The sequence below is a fragment of the Streptomyces oryzae genome (genome assembly GCF_017676365.1).
Lineage (GTDB): Bacteria > Actinomycetota > Actinomycetes > Streptomycetales > Streptomycetaceae > Streptomyces > Streptomyces oryzae.
Genome location: NZ_JADKMA010000015.1, coordinates 1 through 25,067 on the forward strand (window position 1 = coordinate 1; position 25,067 = coordinate 25,067).

Below are 25,067 nucleotides of genomic sequence, written 5' to 3' on the forward strand. Positions count from 1 at the left end.
GGGCGGACGGGGCACCTGGCTGCCCCGGCGGCGGGGCCTCGGCCCCGGTTCCCTGGGGTGCGGCTCCGGCTTTCTGCGGTACGGCCCCGGCCCCGGTTCCCTGCGGTACGCCCTCGGCCCCCTGCGGTCCTGCCTCTACGGCGCTCATCGCCGCCTCCCCACGTCCTCGACGGTCAGCGGACCGCTGCGTTCGGCACGGATGGTGCGGCCGGTGTGGTGCAGGAACACATCGTCGAGCGAGGGCGGGGTCACGGTCGCCGAGACCACCGGAATGCCCGCCTCCGCACAGAACTTCGGGACGAACGCCGCGCCGTCCGCGACGCTCAGCCGCACCCCCTCCGGACCGGATGACGCCTCGATACCGAAGCGCTCCCCCACGACACGCGCCGCCGCCACGTCGTCGCGGGTGCGCAGCAGCACCGTGTCGCCGGCCACCTCCGCCTTCAGCTCGGCGGGGGTGCCCTCCACCTCGACCTGGCCGTTGTCCATGATGGCCAGCAGGTCGCAGTGCTCGGCCTCCTCCAGGTGGTGCGTGGTCAGGAAGAGGGTGATGCCGCGCTCCTGGCGCAGCCGGTGCAGATGTTCCCAGATGACGGTGCGCGTCTGCGGGTCAAGACCGGTGGTCGGCTCGTCCAGGAAGAGCACCTGCGGGGCCGTCAGCAGCCCCCTCGCGATTTCCAGCCGCCGCCGCATGCCGCCGGAGAACTCCCGCACCGGGCGGCTCCGGCACTCGGTCAGGCCCACCAGTTCGAGCAGTGCCGCCACCGTGCGGCGGCTCTGCCGCCAGGGAACGCCGAACAGCTCCGCGTGGAAGCGCAGCGCCTCCTGCGCCGTGAGGTCCATGTCGAGCGTCGTCTCCTGGAAGACGAGCCCGAGGCGTTCGCGTACCGCGTGCGGCTCGGCCACCACGTCGTGCCCGGCCACGAAGGCCCGCCCCGCGGTGGGCCGCAGCAGTGTGCACAGCATGTTGATGGTCGTCGTCTTGCCCGCGCCGTTCGGCCCGAGAAAGCCGAACGTCACCCCGCGGGGCACGGCCAGGTCGAGCCCGACGACCGCGGGGGTGTCGCCGTACGTCTTGCCCAGGTCCTCGGTGCGGACGGCCAGTTCGTCAGTCGTGGCCATGGCGAGCTCCCTTCGGCGTGCGGGACGTCCTGGCCGCGCGGGGCGGCTTCCCGGCGCGGGGTGACTCCCCGGTGCGGGGCGGTATCCCGGCGCGGGGCGACTCCCTGGTGCGCAGCGGCGGCTTCCCGGCGCGGGGTGGCTTGGTTCCACGCGCGGGCCGGGCGCGTACGGCGATCATCGTGCGGAAGGCGTCGATCGCCTCCCCCTCCCCGACCGGCTCGCCGTCTGCCTCGATCCAGGCGTGCGCTCCGAACGGCCTGGTACGAAACCCCGAGCACCAGTCCGGCCACTCCCCGTGCAGGCGGCACAACAGCGCTGCGGCGACCGTACGTTGCAGACACCCGAGCCCGGCGCAGCGCGCGCTCACCGAGACGGCCGCCTGCCGTGCGTACAGCGCGCGCTCCCGTCCGGCGGGCCGGGCGCCACGGCTGAGCACCGTCAGCACCCGGCGCAGTCGGCCGGGCTTCAGCTTCACCAGCAGCCGGGCCACTCCGACCGCCGCCCGCGCCTCCAGCTGCCGGTGCGGCGCCAGCCGCACCGCTCGCTCTCCCACCCCTGGCAAGCTCATCGCGTCACCAGCAGTCCTGCGGTCCTGAGTGCGTCGATCAGTCCGCGCACATCGGCGGTGGCCCGCTCCAGGAACTCGGGGGCGGCCGAGCTCAGCCGCTCGGCCGTCTGCTGCGGTGTGCTGCCCTCCAGCAGCATGCGCAGCGCGGTGGCGCCCGAGCCGTTCAGCCGCCAGAAACGGCCGTCCTTCTCGTTGAGCAGCACCACTCCGGATTCGGTCTCGGTCAGGATGACCTCGCGGGGCAGGGCGAGCGTCATGATGCCTCCTTCAGCGGGGTCGTGGTCGGCGGCAGCGGCGGGGTGTGCGGCGACGGCCCGGAGCGGGGCTGCGGCGGCTCGGGGCGGAGTTGCGGCAACCCGGGGCTGGTGCAGGCAGAGCGCAGCCATGCCTCGACGGCGACGGTGTTCTCCAAGTGCGCCGCGTAGCGCCCCTCCTCGGGCGGGCTCAGCAGCGCCGCACGCAGTACGTCGGCGTCGGCGAGGCCACGCGCGCCCAGCCGCAGCCCGGCGCACATGGCGACGGCCCCCTCCTTGCCGCGCGCCAGGCCCTCGTACAGCTCGGCGCTGAACTCGCCCTTGTCGGTACGGTCGAGGACGTCCTGCGGGACGATGCCCCGCATGGCCGCCACCAGCAGCGGCTTGAAGCTGCCGGAGCGCATCCGCTGGGAAAGCCGTACCGACAGCGCCGCCTCGATCACCCGGTCGTCGAGGAACGGCGCCTCCCAGGCGATGCCGTACGGCGCCATGGCCCGCGCGGTCTGCCGGATGGTGGTGCCCTCGAACGCGAGGTACTCCAGCACCTGGTGCCCGAACCGGTCGCCGTCCAGCGGCGGTGTGCCCGCACGGGCCTCGGCCAGCAGCGCCCCGCGGACCAGGTCGACGGCCTCAGGCGTGCTCCATGCGGGCATCCGCAGCTCCCCCGTCCAGCCGAAGCCGACCTGCCAGCGCTGCGGCGGCGGGCCGGTCAGCCGCCCGGCCAGGGAGCGCAGGGCCTCGGGGAAGCCGGAGCGGTCGGCCAGCCCGCGCACAGTGGCCGACAGCGGCCAACGGTTGAGAAGTTGGCGGCGGCGGATCTGCACTAGGGCGGCGCGCGGCTCGGTGCGGAGCATGGCCCACAGGCCATTGGGCAGCGGCCCGAACAGTTCGTCGCCGCCGAGCCCCATCAGATGCAGCCTGGAGCCCTCCTCGTACGCCGTACGGGAAAGCGCCCGCAGATGCGGTCCGCCCCAGCGCCAGTTGAGCGGGCCCTCACCGCCGTCGGGTTCGTCCGTCCCGCCCTCGCCGTCGCCGGCGAGGCCGAAGAGCCGCGCCGAGTGGTCGTGCGCCAGCTCGGTGTGGTGCACAGTGAGGCCGAAGTGGGTGGCGGCCAGCCGGGACCAGCGGTGATCGGGGTTGCGCGGGTCGAGCGGAACCGCGTGGTACGTGCGGGTGGGTGCGGCCACATCGTCCGCGACGAAGCAGAGCGAGGTGGAGTCCAGCCCACCGGACAGATCCGCGCTGAGCGTCCCAGCCGACTCGGCCCGCACCCGTACCGCCTCCCGCAGCGCCTCCCGCACAGCTGCGGCGGCCTGCGGCAGCGGAGCCTCCGGTGCGGGCCGCTGCCACCAGCGCCGCTCCCGCGCGGAGCCGTCCGGCGCGAGCTCCAGCCAGTGGCCCGGGGTGACGGCCTCGACCCCGCTCCATACCGACCTGCGGCACAGCGGCCAGGGCACATACGGCGTCAGCAGCCGGGCCGCCAGCGCGGCTTCGTCGCAGGGCGCCTCGGCGAGCGCTGCCAGCGGCGCGGGGCCGCTGGCCGCGAGCGTGACCCCGGCGACCCGGGCAGTGAAGATCTGCCGCGCGGTCGAGAGCGCCCCCTGCGCCCGCACCCGCCCCTCGAAACTGGCCACCAGATGGCAGCAGCCCGCCATCGAGCGGGCCGCCGCGTCGAGCCCGGACAGCGACCCGGCCCGCTCCAGCGCACGCTGCATCCGGTCGGCCGCGGGCCGGGCATTGCCGACCACCGCCAGCCGCCGCGCCCCCGAGGCGAACACCCGCACCGCGCCTCCGCCCCACCAGCCGAGCAGCCACGGCCGACCGGAGGCATGCGGGACCACGCTCGCGGCCCCGAGCGCAGGCGTACGGGCAACGAGTTCCTGGGCAGCCGGATGGTCGGGAAGGATGAGGAAGTCCATGTCCAGCGCGTCTCCTGGTGCGTGGCGGCAGACGAATTTGCGGCAGGCGGGTGGATGGCGGCAGGTGGATGGCGGCGACGTATGGGAGCGGGCGTATGGCGGCGGCGGATGGCGATCGGCACCATGCGCGGGGCTCGCGGCCGGCGTACGCGTGGGGGCCCCGTGGTCGGCGTAGGCGTGGCGTCCGGCGGCTGGTGGAGGAGTGCCGCCTGAGGCGATCTGCGGAAGCGTGTCGCCTGAGGCGCCCGGCGCAAGCAAGTGACCTGAGGTCCCCTCGCAGGCAGGGTGCGTGTGACGTATGACGTGTGAATTACCGGTACAGGAAGTAGGCGGCCGGGTCTCGCAGTCGTGCGCGCAAGGGTCTCCGGACCCCGTGTCATAAGACGTGCGTCGTACGACGTCGGCGTATGGCCGGGGACCACGACCGGCGTGCGGCGCGGCCCTCGGCCCGGTCGCTGGAGGGCGATGGCCGGGAACGGCAGTGGCCGGGAAGGTCGCTCCCCGGCCACTCACTTAGGCCGGCACTTGCTTACGCCGGCTCTGGCGTGCGGCTGTGTGGCGTCAGATGCACCACAGCGCGCGGCCGCAGCCGAGGAAGTCGGGGCAGTCGCCCGACGGCAGGCACTGCGTCAGTTCCTCGAAGTCGCCGAGCTCGGTCAGGGCCGGGGGCTCGTAGGTGTGCTCCATGGGATCCTCCGTGAGAGTCATCGGTCGGTCGGGCGATGTCGGCCGATGCACCGCCGTAACCCGTGAACACCTCCGAAGGTAAAGGCCTTTGTGTCCCTGCGACTTGGGACAATGGTCCCGAATGTGTCCCGTTGTTCCCCAGCCCCGGCTCCTCCCGTGGCTCCCCGTCTCAACAACCCCGTTGCACCCATTACGCGAGCCCTCACACCTCGCGAGCCCTCACACCTCGCGAGCCCTCACACCTCGCGAGCCCTCACACCTCCCTGCGCCGGAAGGAGAGCCAGCCGATGAGCAGGGCCAGCGCCGTCCAGCCCGCGACGACGAGTATGCCGCCCCAGGGGCCGAGGGACGGGTCCGCGTCGGCGCCCACCTTCAGCGCCTGGATACCCGCCTTGTCGGGCAGATAGCGCGCCGCGTCCTTCAGCCCGGGAACGGCCTGGCTGAGGGGTGAGACGGCGAACAGGAAGACATACATCGCCCCCAGCGCGAAGGCCGTCGAGCGCACCGCTGTCGCCACGCCGAACGCCAGCAGCGCGAGCAGGGTCAGATACACCGCGCCCAGCGCCATTCCGCGCAGCACGCCCGGCTCGTCCAGCGGGACGCCGTACTCACCGAGACCCTCCTGGTCCAGCAGCCAGGACAGCGCCACGGTGACGGCCGCGAGGGGAAGCGTCACGGCCGTGCACACGGCGGCCTTCGCCAGATACAGCCGACCGCGCCGGGGCACCGCCGCGAGAGACACCCGGATCATCCCGCTGCCGAACTCGCCGGTGATCAGCAGCACTCCGAAGGCGACGAGCCCCAACTGCGTGTACCAGACGATGTTGAAGCCGGAATCCACCGGGTTGAAGTCCGGCCGTACCCTGCCGTTGTCGGCCTCCAGCGCATTGCCGACCGAGATGCCGGAGATCAGTGCCAGGCCGATACTGACCGCGAAGGTGGCCACCAGCACGGCGAGGGTGGAGCGCAGCGTACGGACCTTCGTCCACTCCGCGCGGATCGCCGCAGGCGTTGCGCGGCCGCGCACGGCCGGGAGGGCGGAGCCTCCGGCCGAGCGTACTGCTCCGGACGCCTGGGAGGGCTCGGAAGAGCCTGAGGAGTCTGAGCGGTCCGAGGAGTCCGACGGGCCGGAGGACGCCGCGGCGGTGGTCTCAGAGGGCACCATGACCGGCACCTCCCCGCGGGCCGGCGCCACTGCCGGCCGTGAACTGCGTCTCGCGTGCGGTCATCTCCAAGAACGCCTCCTCCAGCGAGGTGGACTCTCCCGCCAGTTCGTCGAATCCGATGTCGTGGGCGCGGGCAAGCTTCGCCACCTCGCGGCTCTCCATCCCGGTCACACGCAGCGTGCCGTCCGGCTCGGGCCCGGCCTCGGCGCCGGCTTCGCGCAGCAGCCCGCGCAGCCGCTCGGGCTCATGGCAGCGGATGCGGACCACGCTGCGGCAGTGCTCGGCGGTGAAGTCGGCCAGACTGGTGTCGGCCAGCAGCCTGCCGCGCCCGATGATGACCAGGTGATCCGCGGTGACGGCCATCTCGTTCATCAGATGGCTGGAGAGCAGCACCGTGTGCCCGGCGGCCGCGCGCTCCTTGAGCAGGTTGCGGAGCCAGTGCACACCCTCCGGGTCAAGCCCGTTGACCGGTTCGTCCAGCAACAGCACCTCCGGGTCGCCCAGCAGCGCGGCAGCTATGCCCAGCCGCTGGGACATGCCCAGCGAGAAGCCGCCCGAGCTGCGTTCGGCCACGTCGGAGAGGCCGACCATGCCGAGCACTTCACGCACGCGGGAGCGTGGGATGCGGTGGGTGCGGGCCAGCCACAGCAGGTGGTGGTAGGCACTGCGGGTGCGCTGCGTCGACTTGGCCTCCAGCAGCCCCCCGACCCGCAGCAGCGGGTCGGCCAGCTCCCGGTAGGGCTTGCCGAACAGCAGGGCCCGGCCCGCGTCCGGCTCGCCGAGGCCGAGCAGCAGCCGGAGCGTGGTGGACTTGCCCGCGCCGTTGGGGCCGAGGAAGCCGGTGACCCGTCCCGGCCGCACCGCGAAGCTCAGATCGTCGACGGCCCGCGCCGGGCCGTAGGACTTGGTCAGATGCTGCACTTCAATCACGTATCGAGCATGGCGCCGGAGCGGCGCCGCAGACATCGGACCGGGCTCCGAACTTTCCGGCCGGACCTGAGGTGGACCCGACCGGCGGCTCGCGGCGCGCTTCCTACCGCGGTCTGACCGACCGTGGTCGGACGTGCGGAAGGGGGTCGGCGGGCTACGGTGTGCGAGTGACCGGTGACGGTGGGCAGAGCAGGGAAGAGCAGCGTCGCAGCTGGGTGCAGGGCAGCCTGACCCGGCGGCAGCTGCTGGCGTGGGACGGTGCCGCGGCGCTGGCCTTCGCCCTGTTCTACGCCGTGCTGTCCCCCGTGCAGCACGGCGCCCCGGCCCCGGCCGCGCTCGGGGTGCCGCTGCTCCTCGCGATGAGCCTGCCGCTGGCCGTGCGCCGGGTGTGGCCGCGTGCCGTGCTGCTGGTCGTCGTCGCGGCCTCGGCGGCGACCTCGGTGCTCGATGTCCTCCTGGAGCCGTTCCTGGCGGTGGCGTTCGCGCTCTACGCGGTCGCCGTGACCAGCGCCAGGGCTGGGCGTGCCGCGCGGTGGGCGGTCGGCGGCGGCAGCGCGCTGATCCTGCTCGTGCTGGTCGCCGGTGGCACACCGTCAGCGGCGGTCAGCGTTGGGCTGCCCGTGTGGCTGTCCGGCCTCATCGTGTGCGGGCTGACCTGGGTGTCCGGGCAGGCCATCCGGGAGCGGCGGGCCTATGCGGAGCGGGCGGCCCGGCAGCTGGCGGTCAACGCGGTGGCGCAGGAGCGACTGCGGATCGCCCGCGAGCTGCACGACGTGGTCGCGCACCACGTCGGAGTGATCGCCGTGAAGGCGGGCGTCGCCCGCCATGTGGCGGAGGTGGCGCCCGAGGAGGCGACCGAGGCGCTGCGGGTCATCGACCAGGAGAGCCGCACGGCGCTCCAGGAAATGCGGGGCATCCTGGGCCTGCTGCGCAACGAGTCCAACGGCGAGGAGGAGCCGCGCCACCCGGACCCGAGCCTGGCCCACAAGGCGGACGTACACGCTCTGCTGCGCCGGGCGGGCGAGGCCGGCGTCGAGGTGGAGCTGAGCACCGAGGGGCTGGGCAGACTGCCGGACGGGGTGGCCAGGACCGGGCATCGGGTGGTGCAGGAGGCGCTGACCAACGTCATCAAGCACGCGGCCCCGTGCTACTGCCGGCTCGTCCTGGTGGCCGGACTCGATCACCTCCAGCTGGAGATCATCGACGACGGCGGGCGCTGGCAGAGCTACACCGGGAAGGGCGCGGCGCGCCGCCCGTCGCCGGAAGCCGCCCGCAGCACGCAGGCGGAGCCGGACCACGACGCGGCACGGCCCGGAGCCGGAAGAGGCGCGGGCCGGACGGCGGAGCAGCCCGTGGGGCACGGGCTGCTCGGCATGCGGGAGCGAGTGGCGATGTACGGCGGTGAGCTGATGGCGGCTCCGGTGCCCGGCGGGGGCTTCGCGGTGCGCGCCCGCATCCCGCTGCGCCCCCGGCAGTCCCCGCCGGAGGACGCCGCACAACAGGCAGCGCAGGACACGAATCAGGAGGCGTCACGGTCGAGATGAGCAATGCCCCCGATGCCGAGATGAGCAATGCCCCCGAGACGGTCAGGGTGCTGATCGCCGACGACCAGGAGCTGTTGCGGGAGAGCTTCCGGGTGCTGGTGAACGCCGAACCCGGCCTCGAGGTCGTCGGACTGGCCGAGGACGGTGAAGCGGCGGTCAAGCTGTCGGTGAGCGAGCGTCCGGACGTGGTCCTGATGGATGTACGGATGCCCGGCCTGGACGGGATCGAGGCGACGCGGCTGATCCGCGCGAACCCGGACGCCGAGGGAGTGCGGGTGCTGGTGCTGACCATGTTCGACATGGACTCGTATGTGTTCGCCGCGCTGCGGTCCGGGGCCAGCGGCTTCCTCCTCAAGGACGTGGCCCCGGCCGAGCTGGTGCGGGCCATCCGTACGGTGGCAGCGGGCCAGGGGCTGTTGGCGCCCAGCGTCACCTCCCGGCTGATCGAGGAGTTCTGCCGCCAGCCGCAGAACGTGCCGGCCGTCTCCGAGAGCCTTGCTCCGCTGACGGCACGCGAGCGCGAGGTGCTGCTGCTGGTGACCAGAGGGCTGTCGAACACGGAGATCGCCGCCGAACTCCATGTGTCCATGGCCACGGTGAAGACTTACATCGGCCGGCTGCTCGACAAGCTCGGCGCCAGGGATCGCGTCCAGCTGGTGATCACGGGATACGAGCACGGCCTCGTCACCCCCTCCAGCCCTCCGCACAGATAGCGGCCCCGGCACGGAAATCGTGACCACCCGTAATTCCGGGGCCTTTGATTCGAAGTCAGCTTTCATCGGAACACATCTCACCGAACGTGAATGCCAGGCACGGGATTCCGATGGATCCGCGGTTCCGATGGGATTCGAGGGTTCCGCGGGAATCGCGGAGCGCCACGGGGCAAGGCCCGCGAGATCCCGCCCTCTGAATTCACACCTCCGCGGCTTTCTGCTCCACCCCTATCCCCGCGGCCCGCGCCCGCATCATGGCGGCGTTCCGGTCGGGGACTTCCAGCTTTCTGAAGAGGCCCGTGATGTGGTTGCGTACGGTCTTCTCCGCGAGAACCAGGCGACGGGCGATGCGCTTGTTCTCCCAGCCGAGCGCCAGCAGTTCCAGGATGTCCCGCTCCCGCTCGGTCAGCGTCGGGAAGGCCAGCCGGCTCGGGAGCTCGGGCAGCATCCCCAGTCCACCGCGCAGCCCCTCGGCCACCCCGGCGCCGAAGGCGGCACCGCCCTCGGCGAGCAGATGCACCGATCTGAGCAGCGTACGGGCGCTCACGCTCTTCATCACATACCCCATGGCACCGGAGCGGATCACCGAGACGACGGCCGCCGTGCTGCCGTCGTCGGAGGCCACCAGCACCCGCGCAGCCGGGCCGGCGCGCTGCCGCGCCGACTGCCCCTCATGCGTGGGCAACCGCTGCCCCTCGCGCGCGGGCAACCGCTGGGCCTCGCACGTCAGCAGCCGTACCGCACCGGCCAGCCGGGCCGGGCTCGGGCCGCCGACGAGGATCACGTCCGCCTGCCCAGCGAATTCCCCGAACTTGGGTGCCGACCATCCGGCGTGCCGTTCCGGGAGGCACTGTTCGGCCACGACTGCGATTGTGCCGTCCGTTTCCGCCGCCGCTCTGACGCCCATGCGATACACCGGGTCGTCGTCAAGGATTATGAGCCGCACACCCATGCAGCACCCCCGTTTCAAGAATCACTGATCCCCGAGCGGAAATCTTATCGGGGCAGGGACCCAGAAAAAAGGGGCATCCAGACGTATGCGAGGGTTCCGCGCAACACCCCGAAAAAGGGGCGCTGCGTTTCGGCCACTTTCTTTGAGAAAGTGCGTCACTCAGAACAATTTCAGCAACGCCTCGGTCGGATCCGGTGCCGCCCTGCCCTCTTCGGGGCGGGGCAGCTGGAACCAGACGGCCTTGCCCGAGGGCACCCGGCGGCTCCCCCAGCCGGTGCTGAGCAGATCCACCAGTTGCAGCCCGCGGCCGCCCTCGTCGGTGTCCCGGGCCCGGCGCCTGCGCGGCTGGACCTGCCCCGCGTCCCACACCTCGCACACCAGCGTGCGCTCCAGCAGCAGCCGCAGCCTGATGTTGCCCTCGCCGTACCGCAGCGCGTTGGTGACCAGCTCGCTCACCAGCAGCTCAGCGGTGTCGCTCAGCGCGTCCAGACCCCAGGCGACGAGCTGTTCGCAGGTCAGTTCGCGGGCACGGGCGACGGAGCGCGGTTCAGGCGGCAGCGTCCAGTCACCGACGTTCCCGGCGTCCAGGCCCTGCACCCGGGCGACGAGCAGCGCGATGTCGTCCTCACCGTGGTGCACGTTGAGGGTGCGCAGCACCCGGTCAGCGGTGTCCTCCAGGGGCTCGGTGGCGTCGGTGAGCGCCGAGCGGAACCGGTCGAGCCCCTCGTCGAGCGGATGGTCGCGGGACTCGACCAGGCCGTCGGTGTAGAGGGCGAGCATCGCGCCCTCCGGCAGCTCGATCTCGACCTCCTCGAACGGCTCGCCGCCCACCCCCAGCGGCACCCCCTTCGGCACCTCCAGCAGCAGCGCGGGCTCGCCCGGCTCGACCATGATGGGCGGCAGGTGCCCGGCGTTGGCGAACGTGCAGCGCCGCGAGACCGGGTCGTAGACGGCGTAGATACAGGTGGCCAGATACACCTCGGACAGATCGGTGTCGCTGCCCCGTTGGCCACGCTGCGGGTGCTGCCTGCGGGGGTCGCCGAGGCCGCGGGCGATCTCGTCCAGCGCGCCGAGCACTTCGGCCGGTTCCATGTCGGTGAGGGCCAGCGTGCGTACGGCGGTGCGCAGTTCGCCCATGGCGACGGCGGCGCGCAGCCCGCGGCCCATCACATCGCCGACGACGATGGCGGTGCGGTGGCCGGGCAGTTCGATGACGTCGAACCAGTCGCCGCCCACCTCGGTGGCCGGGTTGCCCGGCAGATAGCGGCAGGCGATCTCCAGCCCCGCTGCCTCGGGATCGCCCGGCGGCAGCAGGCTGCGCTGCAGGATGAGGGCACGTTCGTGCTCCCTGCGGTAGAGCCGGGCGTTGTCGATGCAGACCGCGGCGCGGGCCGCCAGCTCAGCGGCGAGCGCCCCGTCCCGTTCCCCGAACGGCTCGCTGCCCTTGGCCCGTGAGAACTGCGCGAGCCCCAGCACCCGGTCCCGGGCGACCATGGGCACGGCGAGCGTCGACTGCACGACGGCCCCGAACTGCGCCGGGACGGAACCGTCGTGACTGGTGATGTTCTGCACCCGTCCGGTGCGCAGCGCGATGGCGAACGGGGAGTGCTCCGCGTAGCAGTGCGTGGAGCCGACCTCCGCGGGCTGGCCAGGCTGTACGGCCGCAGCGGCGGCGGCAGCGGACGGGACGCCGTTGACGCGGGCCCGGCCGGCACCGCCCTGCCCAACGGAGGCGCCCTGCCCAACGGAAGCACTCTGCGCGACGGAAACACCCTGCGTGAGGGGGCCACCCTGCGGGCCGGCGCCGCCCTCCCTCGCATCCCGCCGGCCGACCACCGTCCCGTCGGTCCTGGCCTCCTCGTCCGGAAGGCCGTAGTCGTAGGGGGTGTTCGAGACGGCGCTGGCGAAGGCCACCCGGCGCAGTTCGCCGCGCGGCGCGCCGATCGGACCCCGGCGGCGCCGGGGCAGCTCGCCGGGCAGCCGCACCTCGGGCCCCTCACGCCGCACGGTGTCCGCATCGTGGAATCCGGCGCGCTCGGCGTCCGCGGGGGCCATCGGCCCGACAGGGCGGGGCTCGTCCCCGGCCAGCACACTTACGTAGAGGTCGACGGAGGCCAGGTCGCAGAACTGGGGCACCGCCACGTCCAGCAGTTCGCGGGCCGTGGTCTCCAGATCCAGTGAGTTGCCGATCCGCGCGCCCGCGGCGTTCAGCAGGGCCAGGGCACGACGCACGTCGTCCTGCTTACCGGCCGCCTCCACTGGGATGTCGCTCAATGCCGCCCCTTCCACTGCCGGTGCTCGCCTCCGGTCCGAGCAGTGTGGCAGCCCGGAGAGCCATCCGGAGCCCGCTCTTCCCGATCGCCACAAGTCTTCCTCGTCACGACGAGCCAACATGCGCGTACCCCCGCTGTTCACGGGGGTCACCCCTGACTCCTAACCAGGTAATGCCGCGTCGAACCCCATGAGTGTGCACCGGCCCCCAGGCCGGACCGCTCCTTCAACAGCACGCCACCCCACGCCACCTGAGCAACTGCTTCGAGCAGCTTTGAGCCGGGCTTCAGGTCCCCTTGAGGCTCGCTTCATCTCCGGTCAGGGCAGCGGGAGTTCGAACCACACCGTCTTGCCCTCCGGTCCGTGCCTGGTGCCCCAGCGGCGGGCTTCACTCGCCACCATCTGGATGCCCCGGCCACCTTCCTGTTCCTCGGTCACGACGCGTTCGCGCGGCGGTTCGGGCAACGGGTCCGAGACTTCCACGATCAGCACACCGCCGTGCCCCGCGGGGTCCCGGCCGGTGTCGCGTACCATCCGCACGCCGATGGGCCCGTGCGCGTACCGCAGCGCGTTGGTGACCAGTTCGCTCACCAGCAGCACACCGGTCTCCTCCAGCTCTCTCAGCCCCCACTCGCGCAGCGTCTGGCGCACCGCCTCCCGCGCCCGGCGCACGGCGTAGCTCCCGGTGGTGAACGACCAGGAGGCGGCGGTGTGTCCGGGCAGTCCGCCGAGCCGCGCCATCAGCAGCGCCACATCGTCCCCGGTGCTCAGATGGCCGTTGACGCTGCTGCCGTGCCGGCGCAGTGAGTCGATCAGTACGTCGCACGCGCTCTCGATGCCGCCGCACCCCGTCTCCCCCACCGGGCCCGGCGAAACGTACGCGCCCGCGCCGTTCCAGGTGAACCCCTCCTGAGCCGTGGCGCGGTGGCAGTCGGGGCCGGCGAGCAGCGCGCACACCCGGTCGATCCCCTCGGTGATGTCCTCGCCTCTGCTCTCCACGAGCCCGTCGGTGTAGAGGACGAGCACGCTGCCCTGTTCGACCTCCACCTCGGCCAGCTGATACGCCTCGTCCGGTGCGGGGCCGACGACGCCCAGCGGGGTGCCCGAGGGGACGTCGACGGGCTGGGCGCGGCATCCGCCGTCGTCCTCGTGCGTGACGATCAGCGGCGGCACATGCCCGGCGCTCGCCATGGTGAGCACCCCGCACCGCTTGCCCGCCGAGGTCGGCGCCGGCTCGTAGACGGCGTACAGGCAGGTGGCCATCAGCGGGTCGTCTGGGCCGTGCGACAGGTCGTCGCCGACGGTACTGACCCGGGCGAGCAACTGGTCCGGAGGCAGATCGAGCCCGGCCAGCGTACGGACGGCGGTGCGCAGCCGTCCCATGGTGACGGCGGAGTGCAGCCCGTGGCCCATCACGTCGCCGACCACGAAGGCGACCCGGCCGCCGGGCAGCGGGATGACGTCGAACCAGTCGCCGCCCACTTCCGTGCCGCTGCTGCCGGGCACATAGCGGTAGGCGATGCTGACCCCGGTCGGCTCCGGGATGTGCTGCGGCAGCAGACTGCGCTGGAGCATCAGCGCGCCCTCGCGCTCCCGCGCGTACAACCGGGCGTTGTCGAGAAAGGTGCCGGCGCGGTCGGCCAGTTCCATGGCGAGCGCCCGGTCCTCGCCCACGTACGGCTCGTCCCCGTGCGACCGGCTCACCAGCAGCAGCCCGAGCACCGTGCCGCGCGCCCGCAGCGGCACCGCCATCAGCGAGTGCACCCCCAGCTCGAACGTGGCCTCGACCTTGGGGTCGCCCGGCCGGGTCGCGCGCAGGATCTCCTCGGGGGTGGTGGCGACTTGGGGCGCCCCGGTGTCCAGCGCCCGGCCGAGCAGCGACTCGCGCTCGTAGATGATCTCGCCGCCGAGCCGCAGCAGCCGCTCCACCCGCTCACCGCCCTCCCGCGCCGCGAAGCCGAACAGATGCAGCGGCGTACCGACCGGGATGACGGGCTCGGGCAGATCGCCCCCGACGGCGACCTCGCCGCGCAGCATGACCCCCGCGTAGTCGGCGAACCTCGGTACCAGCACATCGGCGAGCGCCTGGGAGATGGCGCGGACATCGAGCAGGTTGCCCAGCGCCACCCCGACATCGTCCAGCAGCGCGAGCCGTTGCCGCGCGGCCTCCGCCTTGTTGAGCGCCTCCAGCCGCTCGGTGATGTCCATGACGGTGCAGCTGACGCCGAGCACTCTGCCGCTGCGGTCGGCGATCCGGGAGTACGAGACGGAGCGCGCGCCCCGGGCACCTGGTGCGGTGGTCACCACGTCCACGACGGAGCGCCCCGTCTCCAGCACCCTGGACTGGATCTTCATCACCTCCTCGGCCATCTCCGCGGGGAGGAGTTCGGCGACCGTGTGGCCGAGCAGATCGGTGCGGGTGGCGTTGTTCAGCCGGACGAGCGCTTCGTTGAAGCGGACGAAGCGCTTCTCGGTGTCGAAGACCGCGATACCCAGCGGCGAGGAGGCGAACAGCGCGTCCAGCGCGGCCAGATCGTGTTCGACGGCGCGGAGCCTGCTGGTCTCCATGATGTTCGCCAGCACGAACGGGCGCTGGTCGGTGTCCCGCAGCAGCGAGCCGCGCCCTTCGACCTCGACGGTGCGTCCGGCCCGGTGGCGGATGTGCAGGATGCCGCGCCAGCTGCCGGTCCGGCCGAGGCTGTTACGGCGTGCGCGGCGCTCGGCCGCGTCCCCCTCCAGGAAATCCTCGATCGAACGCCCCACGACGTCATCGGCGGGCCAGCCCAGGATCTCCTCGGTCGTCGGGCTCCACACCAGGACGGTGCCGTTGCCGTCCAGCATGACGATCCCGACGCGGAGCGTGTCCAGGAGCGAGGTCGCCTCGTCGGCGGGTTCGGTGCTCACACGGCCCACGCCCCTGGTCGGGATCTGGATACGTCCAAGATGGACCAATTATCCACATATCCGACACTGTGCGCGATCGGGCACACACGGAGCGTCGGGCTCACACGAGGCGTCGCCGCGCGCGGGGGATGGCCGCGTCAGACGTGACCGTCCTCCGCGTGCTCCCCGTGTGGCGCACGGCCCTGCCGCTCCCCGTGCACCGCCAGCCGGTCGCAGTGCTCCACCAGATACCCCTCGCCCTGTTCGCCCAGCCTTTCGGCGAGACGCTGCGCCTCGGCCCGGGTCGGATAGCTGCCGACGCGGTAGCGGTTGCCGTGGCAGTCCTGGCGGATGAGCTGCCAGGGCAGCACCGCGTCACTGTCGCCGCTCGCACTTCGCATATGCCGGAGCTTACGCCCGGCCTTCACTCACCGCATTCGGCTTTGCACATGGGGCGAATTTTTTCGGCCAGATGTTCGCCCCTCTCTGACGGTGAGCCGACGCCGCGGTGCCGCGGTCGCTACTTCACCGGAAGGTGGTACGCCAGCTTGAAGCGGTCGGCGGGCACCACCACGTCTGCCGTCTCCACAGGCCGCTTGCCCGCGAAGTACGTACGCGCGATGACCAGCACCGCGTGGCCCGGGACGCCGCCCAGCGCCGTCATCTCCTCGGCACGGCCGGGGCGGCTGCCGACCTCCTCGGCGACGTTGTCCACCACCAGGTCGATCGCCGCCATGCGCTCGACCACCCCCCGGCCGCCCAGCGGGCCCTCCTCCGGGAGCATCACCGGCGTCCGTCCCGTCACCGCGAGCGGTTCCCAGGACGTGGAGAGCATCACCGGAGCGCCGTCGGCGTGGAAGACATAGCGGGTCCGCATCACCCGGTCCCCCCGCTCGATGAACAGCCGCTCCGCGATGTCGGCCGAGGCGTCCTCCTGCTCGCTGTGCGACTCCCAGGTGCCGCGCACCCGCTCATCGGACTGCTCCTGGCGGAAAGGGGTGCACTCGCCGAGCGAGCGGTAGCCCGTACGCGAGACCCGGCGCGCGGCCGGCAGCTCGCGCACATACGTACCGGAACCGGAGCGGCCCTCCACCAGCCCCTCCGCCATCAGCACCTTGCGCGCCTCCAGGGCGACCGTGTCGGAGACTCCGTACTCCTCACGGATGCGGGCCTGCGAGGGGAGGCGGGCGTGCGGCGGCAGGGAGCCGTCCGCGATCTTCTTGCGGAGATCCGAGGCCACACGCAGATACGCGGGCTGCTCACCGAATGGCACGTGTGCCCTCCCCGTTTCGGCCAGCTGCTGAGGGAAGCCGACTGGTGCTGAATGATGCTGACGGTCAGCAACAGCTTGGCAACAGAGTGTTGTTGACCGCAACAATCGGCCAAAGTTTCACCCGATGTGATGAGCACCTGCTCAGGCGCTGCACGCCCGGCCCATCCACCCGCGTGCGGGCGGGCCGCTAAAGTTCCGCCCCATAAGCCACTTGGAACACATGCACACCACGATCCGCGTCCCCGATGTCCAGCCACCACAGCCCCCGGAGAGCGCTCGATGACGTTCCGGCAGCACTTGAGGCAGATGACGGCGAGCGCCCTGGCGGAATTTCCCCGTCGGCCGGAATCCACCGTCTACGCGGTCACGTTCCGAATCGACAGCGTCATTGATGACTGCCGGTTCCACTATCTCGCCCTCGGCTACAACACGGAGGAGGAAGTGGCCCGGCTGCTCGCGGGGCCGAGCGCGCCGGAGCCCTGGGAGGCCCGCTGGAACTACGCCTACTTCCCGCCCTCGGGGCTGGAGGGCGTCCGCGTCATCGGGGACCACGAGGAACACGACCCGCGCGGTACCGAGTTGCACCGGCAGGAACTGCGCGCGGAGGGCCTCTGGTACGAGGACGACGACCCCGAGCACGTACAGGACGAGCGGGAGGAGCTCCTCTGCACCCGTTTCCACGAGCTGTGCGTCGACACGGCGCGGCACCTCCATGCCGAAGGCCACCTCGTACGCGCCCTGGGACGGCCCGTGCCCGTGCTGCTCTACAACATGTTCGACCCGGACGCGATGTTCTCCCTCACCGAGGCGGCCAACCCGCCTGAGCTGGTTGCCGAGTTCCTCAGCGAGGATCCCGACCGGTAGGTATGCCGGCGAGCGGCCTACCCCTCTCGCGGCCCGGCCGGGCGCCGGCTCAGCCCTCCGCCGCCCGCATCGCGAACAGCACCATGGTGGCGCTCACCCGCACGGCACCCTCCGTGCCCGGCGGGAGGGCGTGCCGGTGCAGGTCCTCGCCCAACTCCTTGGCGCGCTCGCGGACGCGGGCCCACACCTCGGGGTCCAGCCACACCTCGGCGTCCGTCATCTCGCCCCGTACGGCGGTGTCCCGCTGCGCCGTACGCCGCCGCAGCTCCTCGCCCAGCGCGCCGGCGAGAGCGAGGTAGGCGTCGACGCCCTGCGGAACGCCTCGCCCCAGGAGTTCGCCGCTGTCCGGATCGTGACGGTACCGCTTGGCCGTACCGCCGCGTACGGTCACCTCGCCGACCGCCTCGACCAGTCCGGCCGAGTGCAGTCTGCGCAGGTGATAGCTGACGTTGGCCTGCGACTGGCCGAGCACCCGCGCCGCCTCGGCCGCGCTGTACGCCTGCCCGGTCAGCAGCGAGAGCAGCTGCAGCCGCAGCGGATGCGCGAGCACCCGCAGATCCGCGACGGAGGCGGCGGAGGTGTGGGAGGAGCCGGAAGGATTGGCGGAGCTGGAGGGGCTGGCGGAGCTGGAGGGATTGGTGGAGTCGGAAGCCGCGGAGGGGCCGGGGCCGGGGCGACCGGACGAGCCGGTGGAGCGGGGTGCGGGCACCCGGCCAGTCTGCCTCAAGCGCCGGCGCCTTCCGGAGTTCCCCTGCCCCGCACCGGCTCCCCCGTCGTCAGCCCCCGCACCTGACTGCTGTACAGGGCACCAACCGTCACCAGCGCGACGAGCACGACCCCGCACAGCAGCGTCGGGCGCAGCCCGAAGCGTTCCGCCAGCGGCCCGGCGGCCATCTCGCCCAGCGGGAGGGCGAGGGTGGAGCCGAGCGCGTCGTAGGAGTAGACGCGGGCCAGTTTGTCCTGCGGAACGTTCTCCTGGAGGGAGAGATCCCAGGCGACGCTGAACTGTTCGATGGCGATGCCGTTCACGAACATCGCCGCCAGCAGGAGCGCTAGATCGGCCGACTGCGCCAGGGCGAGCAGCGGCAGCGCGTCCAGCGCCACGACGGCGACACCGATCCGCAGCGCGTGCCGCGAACGGGAGCGTGCCACCAGCAGGCCACCGATCAGCGCCCCGGCCATCTGGGTACCCAGGACGAAGCCCCAGGCGGTACGGCCGAACGTCGCGTCGGCGACCGTCGGCCCCAGCACCTGGATGCCGCCTGCCGAGACGGCGTTCACCACGAAGAACTGGAGCACCACCACCCACACCCAGGTGCGGGACACGAACTCCCTCCAGCCCTCGCGCAGTTCCCGCCAGGGGCGCACCGGCCGGGCGGGGGCGCCGGGCTCCGCGCCGGCGTCCCGTCGCAGAAGCTCACGCCCGGCGAGGCGGTAGGCGAGCGCGGCGCCCAGGAACGCCGCTCCGTCGAGCACCATCCCCCACCCGGGCCCGGCGACGGCGGCGAGCAGCCCGCCCAGCGAAGTCCCCGCGATCATCCCGGTGTTGACGCCCATCCGGGACAGCGCGTTGGCAGGACGCAGCTCGCCGGGCGGCACGGTGAGCGGTACCAGCGCCGCTGAGGCCGGTATGGAGACGGCCGCCCCGGCGCCCTGCACCACGCTGAGCACCAGCAGTACGCCCAGCGGCGCGCGGTCCAGCAGCACCGCGAGCCCGACGCCGCTCTGCACCAGCGCGGCGGAGAGGGCGGCACCTTGGAGCACCAGCGCCCGGGGCAGCCGGTCGGCCAGCAATCCGCCGAACAGCAGCAGCACCACGTTGCTGACCGACCTGGCCCCGACGACGAGCCCCACATCAACCGCGGAGCCACCCAGGTCGAGCACGGCGAACGCGAGGACCACCGGCGCCATGGAGTTGCCGAAGAACGTCAGCGCCCGGCCCAGCGCGAGCTCCCGGAAGCCGCGGCGGCGCAGGATGCCGCGGAGTTCGGCACGGCCGACGCCGTCGGGAGAGGGGGAGGCAGGAGGAGTCACGGGGCGAGTGTGCGGTACGGATAACCCCACCGTCAAACATTTCTTTGAGGGTCAGCGGCGGTCCTGGTCTGGAAGTCGGAGACGTCCTCCGCCGTACGCCTGAGGATCAGCACCCCTCACCCGTGCCACCGTGGCCCCATGAGCAGCCCGATGAGCGGCCCCAGGAGATGAGCAGCCCGATGAGCAGCAGCCCACTCCCCCACCACTGGCCGGAACACCTGTCCGTCGGCGCGGTCCGCTTCGCCCGCCCGACCGCGCGCTTCGAGGCCGTACGCGCGTTCTACCGCGACGACCTGGGCCTGCCCGTACTCGCCGAGTGGCGCGACCACGCGGGCTACGACGGGATCGTCCTCGGCCTGCCCGGCACACCCGTCCACATGGAGCTCACCCAGCACGGCGACCCGCCCCGCATCCCGGCCCCGCACCCGGAGAACCAACTGGTCCTCTACCTGACGGACCGGGCCGCGCACGACCGCGCGGTTACTCACCTCAGCTCCTGCGGCCACCGCCCCGTCCCCGCGGCCAACCCCTACTGGCCCGACCACGGGGCGACCCTCTTCGAGGACCCCGACGGCTGGCTGGTCGTCCTGGCCCCGTGGGTCTTCGGCCAGACCGCCGCGCCGCAGCACCCGTGATCACCGACCGCCGTCCCCGGCCGCCGACCGTCGTCGGACCTGGCCCGATCCCCGCGACGTCACCGCCGTCGCGGCTCGGCGGGGGCGTCTTCCCTCAGCTGTTCCGCCTGCGCGTCGTAGTCGGCAAGGACCTTCCGCAGGCCGTCCAGCGCCTCGGCCGGAATGCCCGGCGGAGCGGACTCGGCCACATGGCGGGCGGCGGCCACCAGCGCCGAGAACTCGTAAATGTGCGCGGTCGCGCGCAGCACTCCGGGGCGAGCCCACTCCAGCTGCATCAGGTCAGCCCTTCGCCGACAGGTAGTCCTTGACCTCGCTCATCTCGCGCGCGAAGTCGTCGTAGTCCTCGCGCATGCCGTTCAGGTATGCGCTCCAGCCCAGGCTGGACTTCGCGTAGTGCACCGCCTCCTGGATCTCCTCGTCAGTTGCCCCGAAGAGCTTCGCCGCCTCGGTGTGGAAGAGGGTGCAGTAACGGCACTTCGTCTCGGAGTGCAGCGCGATCCCGATCAGCTCCTTGTACTTGTTCGGGATCAGCGTCTCGCCGAGTTCCAGCTTCTTGAAGACCTCCCACTCGGCGTCCAGGAGATCATCGGGAATGGCCCCGAAGAAATGCGGAACGAGACCCAGGGTTTCCTTGATCTCAGCCTCCACTTCGGCGCGGCTACGGCCGGCCATCGTCACCACTTCCTCCCGGTTTTGGCCGGATTTGCCCTATTAGCAGGCTAGACGCGCCGCCTCACCCCCTGCAAGACGGAACCACTGCGGCACAGCGGGGGCTTCCGCTACACGCCGCAGCGAAATTCCGACCGTGGGCTGCCGCCTGTGGTCCTCCTCGTCAGCGAACCCGGGCAACCGCCCCGACCACGGGCGCCGACGGCGTATCGTCGTGGTCCACAATTTCAGTGGTGCCAATTCGGGGGACGTCGATGAGCACTGGACAGGGTCCGTGGGGACCGTACGGCGGTGGTCGGCAGCCGGGTTGGGGGCCGCCGCCCGGGCCACCGCAGCCGGGCTGGGGGCCGCGACCTGGGCCACCGCAGCCGGGTTGGGGGCCGCCGCCTGGACCTCCGCAGCCGGGCTGGGGGCCGCAGCCCCGGCCACCGCGGCCGCCGTCGCGGATGCGGCGGGCGCTCCGGCTGCTCAATCCGATCGCGGTCGGACGCCAGGTGTGCAAGCCGTCGCGGCCGGACCGGGTGGAGGATCCGGCGGTGCTCAAGATCCAGGTCCTGCGCATGGTGGTCGGTCTCGCCGCGATGGTGTGGATCCTGGTGTCGTACCAAATCGCCTCGGACGCCAAATCGTTGGCCATGCAGCGGGCCGACCAGGTCGTGATGTCGGCGACCCTGCTGGCCGCCACGTTCCCGGTCGTCGTCGGCGTGTTCATCGTCGGAAGCCGCCCGCATACCCGGCGCCTGTATCTGCGCCGGGCGCTGAAGCCGCTCGGGGCGCTGCTGGCTCTGTGCGGCACGCTTCTGTACTTCGTTCTGGCCACCTCCGGCGTCCTGACCGGCGGCCCCTTCGGGCAGATGCCCGAGGATCCGTCCAGGGCCGACTACATGCGGCTCATGTACGAAGTCTTCCTCGCCCTCGTGATGGTGTGGGGTCTCGTCTTCGTGTTCTACGGTGCCGCCTTGGCTCTGGTGCATGTGTTCCGCACCGCCGACATTCACGAGGTCCTGCCCCCGATCATCGCGATCGTCCTGGTCTGGGAACTCGCGATCTCCGACCTGGTTTCGAACACCTACGACGGCGTCCCCGCGTCGGTGCGTATCGCGGCGGTCTTCGGCGGTCCGCTGTCGGTCACAGCGGTGAGCCTGTGGGAACTACGGCGCCTCAAAACCCGGCACGGTCTCACCCTGCGGCAAGCGCTCGGCCGTTGAGGCGCTGCTCGTCGGCGGGGTGGTTCCAACGCGCTGCGACGATCAGGCACCTTCCTTGCCGTCCGACGGCTGCGCTCCCGGGGTTGGCAGGCCGGCCATGAGGGCGCGGCGGCTGGCCCGGACGTGTTCCCGCATCACCTGTTCCGCGCTGTCGCCGTCCTTCTCGGTGATCAGCTCGACGACCAAGTGGTGCTCCCGGTCGGACTGCAGAGGCCGGCCGGGCCGGCTCAGCGAGGTCTTCACCAGCCGGGAGTAGGCCAGTTGGTTCATCAGCATCCGGTAGTGCGCTTCGAGTTTGTTGTTGTCGGCGCCGGTGATCAGCAGATCGTGGAACTCCCCGACCAGCTCCGCATAGCGTTCGCGGTCGTCGCGAGCCACGGCCGCGTCGGCCTCCTTGAGGTTCTCCTGCAGGCGGTCGATTTCGGGCACCCGGCCGCGCTGGGCCAGCAGCCGGGCGGCGGCTCCCTCGAGCAGCTCCTTCATCTCGAAGAGTTCCGTGAGCTCGCGCCGCGAGGGAGTGGTGACGAAGGTGCCCACCCGGGGCCTGATCTCGACCAGCCCCTCGGTCTGCAGCTGTTTGAGCGCTTCGCGGACCGGTGTGCGGCTGACGCCGAACTCCTCGGCCAGGGCGAGCTCCGAGAGAGGGCGGCCCGGTTCGATCTCACCGCTGATGATGCGCCCGCGCATCTCGGCGATGACCGTGGCCTGGATGGAGCTGCTGGCCGATCCGCCCGTTGCTTCAGTCACTGAGCCGGCTCCTTGGTATCTCATCCGGTGGCTGATCCTCCCAGAGGCGGAAGCGCCCCGCCGTCGAAGAACTTACCGGCGGTGTAGACCAGGGGGTCGCTGTCCGTGACGGAGGCGTGCACCACCCGGCAGATGAAGACCGTGTGTGTGCTGGCCTGGAGACGTTCCCGGATCTCGGTCTCCATCTGCGCGCTGCTGCGCGCGAGCAGCGGACTTCCGAAGGGGCCGGCGGTCCAGTCGATGCCTTGGAACTTGTCGTCGGACTTGGACGCGAAGCCGGTGACCACGTCGAGTTGCTCGGTCGACAGGACGTTGATCGCGAGGTGATCCGTCCTGAACAGGCAGTCGTGGGTGACGGAGGTGCGCTGGACGCACACCATGACCGTCGGCGGGTCCAGCGAGATGCTGGAGAAGGCGTTGACCGCCAGCCCCCGCGGAGTGTCGCCGTCCAGTGCGGTCACCACGGTGACGCCGGTGACGAACTGCCGGTTGACCTGCTTCATCAGGCCGGTGTCGGGCTTCGCCGGAAGCACGGGCATCAGAGTGCTCCTTGTCGCTGTGCTGGGTCACTGGTCATGGCGGCTTGCTGGTCAGTCCTGCCCGACGCTGATGATGCCGAGCGCCGACAGCAGGGCCCGGGGGTCCCACGTCACGAATTCCTCGACGATGCAGTCCCCGTCGAACCGCGCGAAGGTCGCGCCGCCGACCTCCACGCGCCGCTTCGTGGCGGGGACGCCCATGAGGGTGCCTTCGTGGCTGCCCGTGCTGTGCCAGCGGACGGCGGCCCGGTCGCCCTCGATGACGACGTCGTCCAGCACGGTGGACAGATCGGGGAAGGCGGAACGGGTGGTGAGGATCGACGCCTTGAACGTGCGCAGGTCCTGCGGGTGCGGCTCGCCGCCGTGGCGGAGGTAGTCGCTGCTGAGGAGGTGGTCGAGGGCATCGACGTCGCCCTGGTTCCAGGTGGCTTCCCAGACGTTCTTGATAAGTGTGCGTCGGGACTCAGCGTGCGGCATCGGCCTTCTCCTTCGGGTCGGGAGTCCTGTCTCGCTCGGCGGAGGCTGGGGCTCCGTGTCGCCAGTCCGATGCCAGCTCCTTCCAGAAGGACACCGCGAGGCAGGCGATGATGAGCAAGAAGGGCAGCGAGGTGACGATCACGGTGTTCTGAAGGGCGCTGAGACCGCCGGCGAGCATCAGTGCGACCGCGGTGACGCCGGTGAGGATCCCCCAGAGGACGAGCACCGAACGGCGCGGTGTGAGTGAGCCGTTGGATGTCATCGACCCCAGCACATAGGTGTTGGAGTCCGCGCTTGTCACAAAGAAGATCACGGCGAGCAGGACGGCCATCACCGATGTGACCCCGGACAGCGGGAAGTGCTCAAGGGTGGCGAAGAAGGCGTTGCCGAAGTCCGCCGCCGTCTGCTTGGCGATGTCCCCGCCCTGGAACATGTCCACATGGATGGCCGCGCCGCCGAACACCGCGAACCAGGTGAAGAAGGCCAGGCTCGGAACCAGCAGAACCCCCAGGACGAATCCGCGGATGGTGCGGCCGCGGGAGATACGGGCGAGGAAGATTCCGACGAAAGCGCCCCACGAGACCCACCACGCCAGCATGAAGTAGGTCCACAGCTGCATCCACTCCAGCCCGCCGAAAGCTGTCCCTTGCAGGCTCATCCGGAAGAAATCACTGGCCCATACGCCGATTGACTCGACGTAGAGGTTGATGAGGAAGACCGTGGGGCCGACGATCACCATGAAGACGAACATCGCGATCGACAGGGCGCTGCTGGTGTAGCTCAGCAGCTTGATGCCCTTGCTGATGCCGGTGACGGCCGACAGGGTGAAGACGGCGGTGATGGCCGCGATGATCAGCACCTGGACGACGGAGTTGACGGGCACGCCGAAGAGCCGTCCCACTCCGTTGTTGATCTGAAGCGCCCCCAGACCCAGAGACGTTGCCGTGCCGAAGAGCGTCGCGAAGACGGCGAGGATGTCGATCGCCTTGCCGATCGGCCCGTTGACCTTGTCGCCGAGGAACGGCGTGAACAGCTGACTCACCAGAGGGCGGCGGCCCTTGCGGTACGTCGAGTAGGCGATTGCGAGCCCGAAGACGGCGAAGACGGCCCAGGCGTGCAGGCCCCAGTCGAAGTAGGAGTACTGGAGCGCGCGGACCGCGGCCTCATGGGTGTTCGGTTCGGCGAGGCCGTGCGGTGGCGTGGCCAAGTGCGAGATGGGCTCGGCGACGCCGTAGGAGACCAGGCCGATGCCCATTACGGCGCCGAGGAGCATCGCCAGCCAGGCCGGGGTGGAGAACTCCGGCCTGTCGGTGTCCTTGCCGAGCCGGAGTCTGCCCGCGGGGCTGAACGCCAGGAACACCAGGAAGATCAGAATGCCCAGGGTGACAACCAGATAGCTCCAGCCGAACGACGAGGTGACCCAGTTCAGCGAGGCCGCCGTGACACGGTTGAGGTTCTTGGTGAAGAGGGCCGCCCAGGCGACGAAGACCGCGGCAACACCGACCGATGTCCAGAAGACGGAGCCGAGTTCACCGACTCCCCGGGGGCGCTCACCGACTCTCCGGGGGCGTTGAAGTTGTCCGGACATAGCACTCCTCGAATCGGATGCCGC

At 71.2% G+C, this 25,067-nt stretch carries 25 protein-coding genes; 5 read left to right on the top strand and 20 right to left on the bottom strand.

Features of this window, described 5'->3' with window-relative positions; all coding sequences use genetic code 11:
• Nucleotides 1-144: 144 nt before the first annotated feature.
• The 7 genes from ITI46_RS04955 to ITI46_RS04985 form a co-directional block, all read right to left on the bottom strand.
• The gene (locus ITI46_RS04955; RefSeq protein ID WP_209238146.1) at nucleotides 145-1,122 is read right to left on the bottom strand and encodes an ATP-binding cassette domain-containing protein; all 978 of its coding nucleotides are present in this window, start codon (nucleotides 1,120-1,122) and stop codon (nucleotides 145-147) included.
• Nucleotides 1,109-1,675 (bottom strand): lasso peptide biosynthesis B2 protein, encoded by a 567-nt coding sequence (locus tag ITI46_RS04960; protein ID WP_307808059.1) that lies wholly within the window; start codon nucleotides 1,673-1,675, stop codon nucleotides 1,109-1,111. The genes ITI46_RS04955 and ITI46_RS04960 overlap by 14 nt, the downstream gene beginning before the upstream one ends.
• An 11-nt stretch (nucleotides 1,676-1,686) precedes the next feature.
• Complete coding sequence (locus ITI46_RS04965; RefSeq protein WP_209238148.1) at nucleotides 1,687-1,947, bottom strand: lasso peptide biosynthesis PqqD family chaperone; 261 nt, start codon at nucleotides 1,945-1,947, stop codon at nucleotides 1,687-1,689.
• Entirely contained in the window at nucleotides 1,944-3,863 is a 1,920-nt protein-coding gene (locus tag ITI46_RS04970) for an asparagine synthase-related protein (RefSeq protein WP_209238149.1), read from the bottom strand. Before ITI46_RS04970 ends, ITI46_RS04965 begins: the two co-directional genes overlap by 4 nt.
• A gap of 561 nt (nucleotides 3,864-4,424) precedes the next feature.
• Nucleotides 4,425-4,550: a lasso RiPP family leader peptide-containing protein gene (locus tag ITI46_RS04975; protein WP_209238150.1), complete on the bottom strand. Its 126-nt coding sequence runs from the start codon at nucleotides 4,548-4,550 to the stop codon at nucleotides 4,425-4,427.
• Nucleotides 4,551-4,803: 253 nt separating this feature from the next.
• Nucleotides 4,804-5,577: a DUF2705 family protein gene (locus ITI46_RS04980; RefSeq protein ID WP_209238151.1), complete on the bottom strand. Its 774-nt coding sequence runs from the start codon at nucleotides 5,575-5,577 to the stop codon at nucleotides 4,804-4,806.
• 124 nt (nucleotides 5,578-5,701) lie between these two features.
• A complete protein-coding gene (locus ITI46_RS04985) occupies nucleotides 5,702-6,646 on the bottom strand; it encodes an ATP-binding cassette domain-containing protein (RefSeq protein WP_307808060.1) in 945 nt (314 codons plus the stop codon).
• Between the two features lie 167 nt (nucleotides 6,647-6,813).
• Here ITI46_RS04985 and ITI46_RS04990 point away from each other — a divergent pair, with 167 nt between their 5' ends.
• A complete protein-coding gene (locus tag ITI46_RS04990) occupies nucleotides 6,814-8,190 on the top strand; it encodes a sensor histidine kinase (RefSeq protein ID WP_307808061.1) in 1,377 nt (458 codons plus the stop codon).
• A complete protein-coding gene (locus ITI46_RS04995; protein WP_247745489.1) occupies nucleotides 8,187-8,903 on the top strand; it encodes a response regulator in 717 nt (238 codons plus the stop codon). Before ITI46_RS04990 ends, ITI46_RS04995 begins: the two co-directional genes overlap by 4 nt.
• Nucleotides 8,904-9,102: 199 nt before the next feature.
• Here ITI46_RS04995 and ITI46_RS35695 read toward each other — a convergent pair whose 3' ends face one another.
• From ITI46_RS35695 to ITI46_RS05020, 5 genes are all read right to left on the bottom strand, one after another.
• On the bottom strand, nucleotides 9,103-9,765 hold the full coding sequence (locus ITI46_RS35695) for a response regulator transcription factor (RefSeq protein ID WP_209238153.1): 663 nt from the start codon (nucleotides 9,763-9,765) through the stop codon (nucleotides 9,103-9,105).
• A gap of 249 nt (nucleotides 9,766-10,014) precedes the next feature.
• Nucleotides 10,015-12,129, bottom strand: coding sequence for an ATP-binding SpoIIE family protein phosphatase (locus ITI46_RS05005; protein WP_247745490.1), 2,115 nt, complete (start codon nucleotides 12,127-12,129; stop codon nucleotides 10,015-10,017).
• 315 nt (nucleotides 12,130-12,444) lie between these two features.
• A complete protein-coding gene (locus ITI46_RS05010) occupies nucleotides 12,445-15,030 on the bottom strand; it encodes a SpoIIE family protein phosphatase (protein ID WP_307808062.1) in 2,586 nt (861 codons plus the stop codon).
• 137 nt (nucleotides 15,031-15,167) lie between these two features.
• On the bottom strand, nucleotides 15,168-15,410 hold the full coding sequence (locus ITI46_RS05015; RefSeq protein ID WP_247745492.1) for an SPOR domain-containing protein: 243 nt from the start codon (nucleotides 15,408-15,410) through the stop codon (nucleotides 15,168-15,170).
• A gap of 119 nt (nucleotides 15,411-15,529) precedes the next feature.
• Nucleotides 15,530-16,282: a GntR family transcriptional regulator gene (locus ITI46_RS05020; protein ID WP_209238155.1), complete on the bottom strand. Its 753-nt coding sequence runs from the start codon at nucleotides 16,280-16,282 to the stop codon at nucleotides 15,530-15,532.
• 279 nt (nucleotides 16,283-16,561) lie between these two features.
• On the opposite strand from ITI46_RS05020, the gene ITI46_RS05025 reads away from it, so the two are divergent.
• Nucleotides 16,562-17,146: a hypothetical protein gene (locus ITI46_RS05025; RefSeq protein ID WP_209238156.1), complete on the top strand. Its 585-nt coding sequence runs from the start codon at nucleotides 16,562-16,564 to the stop codon at nucleotides 17,144-17,146.
• Between the two features lie 49 nt (nucleotides 17,147-17,195).
• On the opposite strand, the gene ITI46_RS05030 is transcribed toward ITI46_RS05025, so the two are convergent.
• Nucleotides 17,196-17,855 carry a helix-turn-helix domain-containing protein gene (locus ITI46_RS05030; RefSeq protein ID WP_209238157.1) on the bottom strand — a complete coding sequence of 220 codons (660 nt, stop codon included), beginning with the start codon at nucleotides 17,853-17,855 and terminating at the stop codon, nucleotides 17,196-17,198.
• Nucleotides 17,856-17,869: 14 nt separating this feature from the next.
• Complete coding sequence (locus ITI46_RS05035) at nucleotides 17,870-19,180, bottom strand: MFS transporter (protein ID WP_209238158.1); 1,311 nt, start codon at nucleotides 19,178-19,180, stop codon at nucleotides 17,870-17,872.
• 179 nt (nucleotides 19,181-19,359) lie between these two features.
• Between ITI46_RS05035 and ITI46_RS05040 the strand changes: the two genes are divergently transcribed.
• Entirely contained in the window at nucleotides 19,360-19,815 is a 456-nt protein-coding gene (locus ITI46_RS05040) for a VOC family protein (RefSeq protein WP_247745493.1), read from the top strand.
• Between the two features lie 59 nt (nucleotides 19,816-19,874).
• On the opposite strand, the gene ITI46_RS05045 is transcribed toward ITI46_RS05040, so the two are convergent.
• Both ITI46_RS05045 and ITI46_RS05050 read right to left on the bottom strand, forming a co-directional pair.
• Nucleotides 19,875-20,090, bottom strand: a complete 216-nt coding sequence (locus tag ITI46_RS05045) for a hypothetical protein (RefSeq protein ID WP_209238160.1) — start codon at nucleotides 20,088-20,090, stop codon at nucleotides 19,875-19,877.
• A 4-nt stretch (nucleotides 20,091-20,094) separates the two neighbouring features.
• Nucleotides 20,095-20,487: a carboxymuconolactone decarboxylase family protein gene (locus ITI46_RS05050; protein ID WP_209238161.1), complete on the bottom strand. Its 393-nt coding sequence runs from the start codon at nucleotides 20,485-20,487 to the stop codon at nucleotides 20,095-20,097.
• A gap of 443 nt (nucleotides 20,488-20,930) precedes the next feature.
• Here ITI46_RS05050 and ITI46_RS05055 point away from each other — a divergent pair, with 443 nt between their 5' ends.
• Entirely contained in the window at nucleotides 20,931-21,692 is a 762-nt protein-coding gene (locus tag ITI46_RS05055) for a hypothetical protein (RefSeq protein ID WP_209238162.1), read from the top strand.
• A gap of 42 nt (nucleotides 21,693-21,734) precedes the next feature.
• On the opposite strand, the gene ITI46_RS05060 is transcribed toward ITI46_RS05055, so the two are convergent.
• Genes ITI46_RS05060 through ITI46_RS05075 form a run of 4 tightly spaced genes read right to left on the bottom strand, consistent with a single transcriptional unit; the run spans nucleotide 21,735 to nucleotide 25,043 of the window.
• Nucleotides 21,735-22,439, bottom strand: coding sequence for a GntR family transcriptional regulator (locus ITI46_RS05060; RefSeq protein ID WP_372451846.1), 705 nt, complete (start codon nucleotides 22,437-22,439; stop codon nucleotides 21,735-21,737).
• A gap of 20 nt (nucleotides 22,440-22,459) precedes the next feature.
• A complete protein-coding gene (locus ITI46_RS05065; RefSeq protein ID WP_209238163.1) occupies nucleotides 22,460-22,978 on the bottom strand; it encodes a flavin reductase family protein in 519 nt (172 codons plus the stop codon).
• A gap of 51 nt (nucleotides 22,979-23,029) precedes the next feature.
• Nucleotides 23,030-23,455 (bottom strand): ester cyclase, encoded by a 426-nt coding sequence (locus ITI46_RS05070; protein WP_209238164.1) that lies wholly within the window; start codon nucleotides 23,453-23,455, stop codon nucleotides 23,030-23,032.
• Nucleotides 23,442-25,043, bottom strand: coding sequence for a BCCT family transporter (locus ITI46_RS05075; RefSeq protein WP_209238165.1), 1,602 nt, complete (start codon nucleotides 25,041-25,043; stop codon nucleotides 23,442-23,444). Before ITI46_RS05075 ends, ITI46_RS05070 begins: the two co-directional genes overlap by 14 nt.
• Nucleotides 25,044-25,067 lie beyond the last annotated feature (24 nt).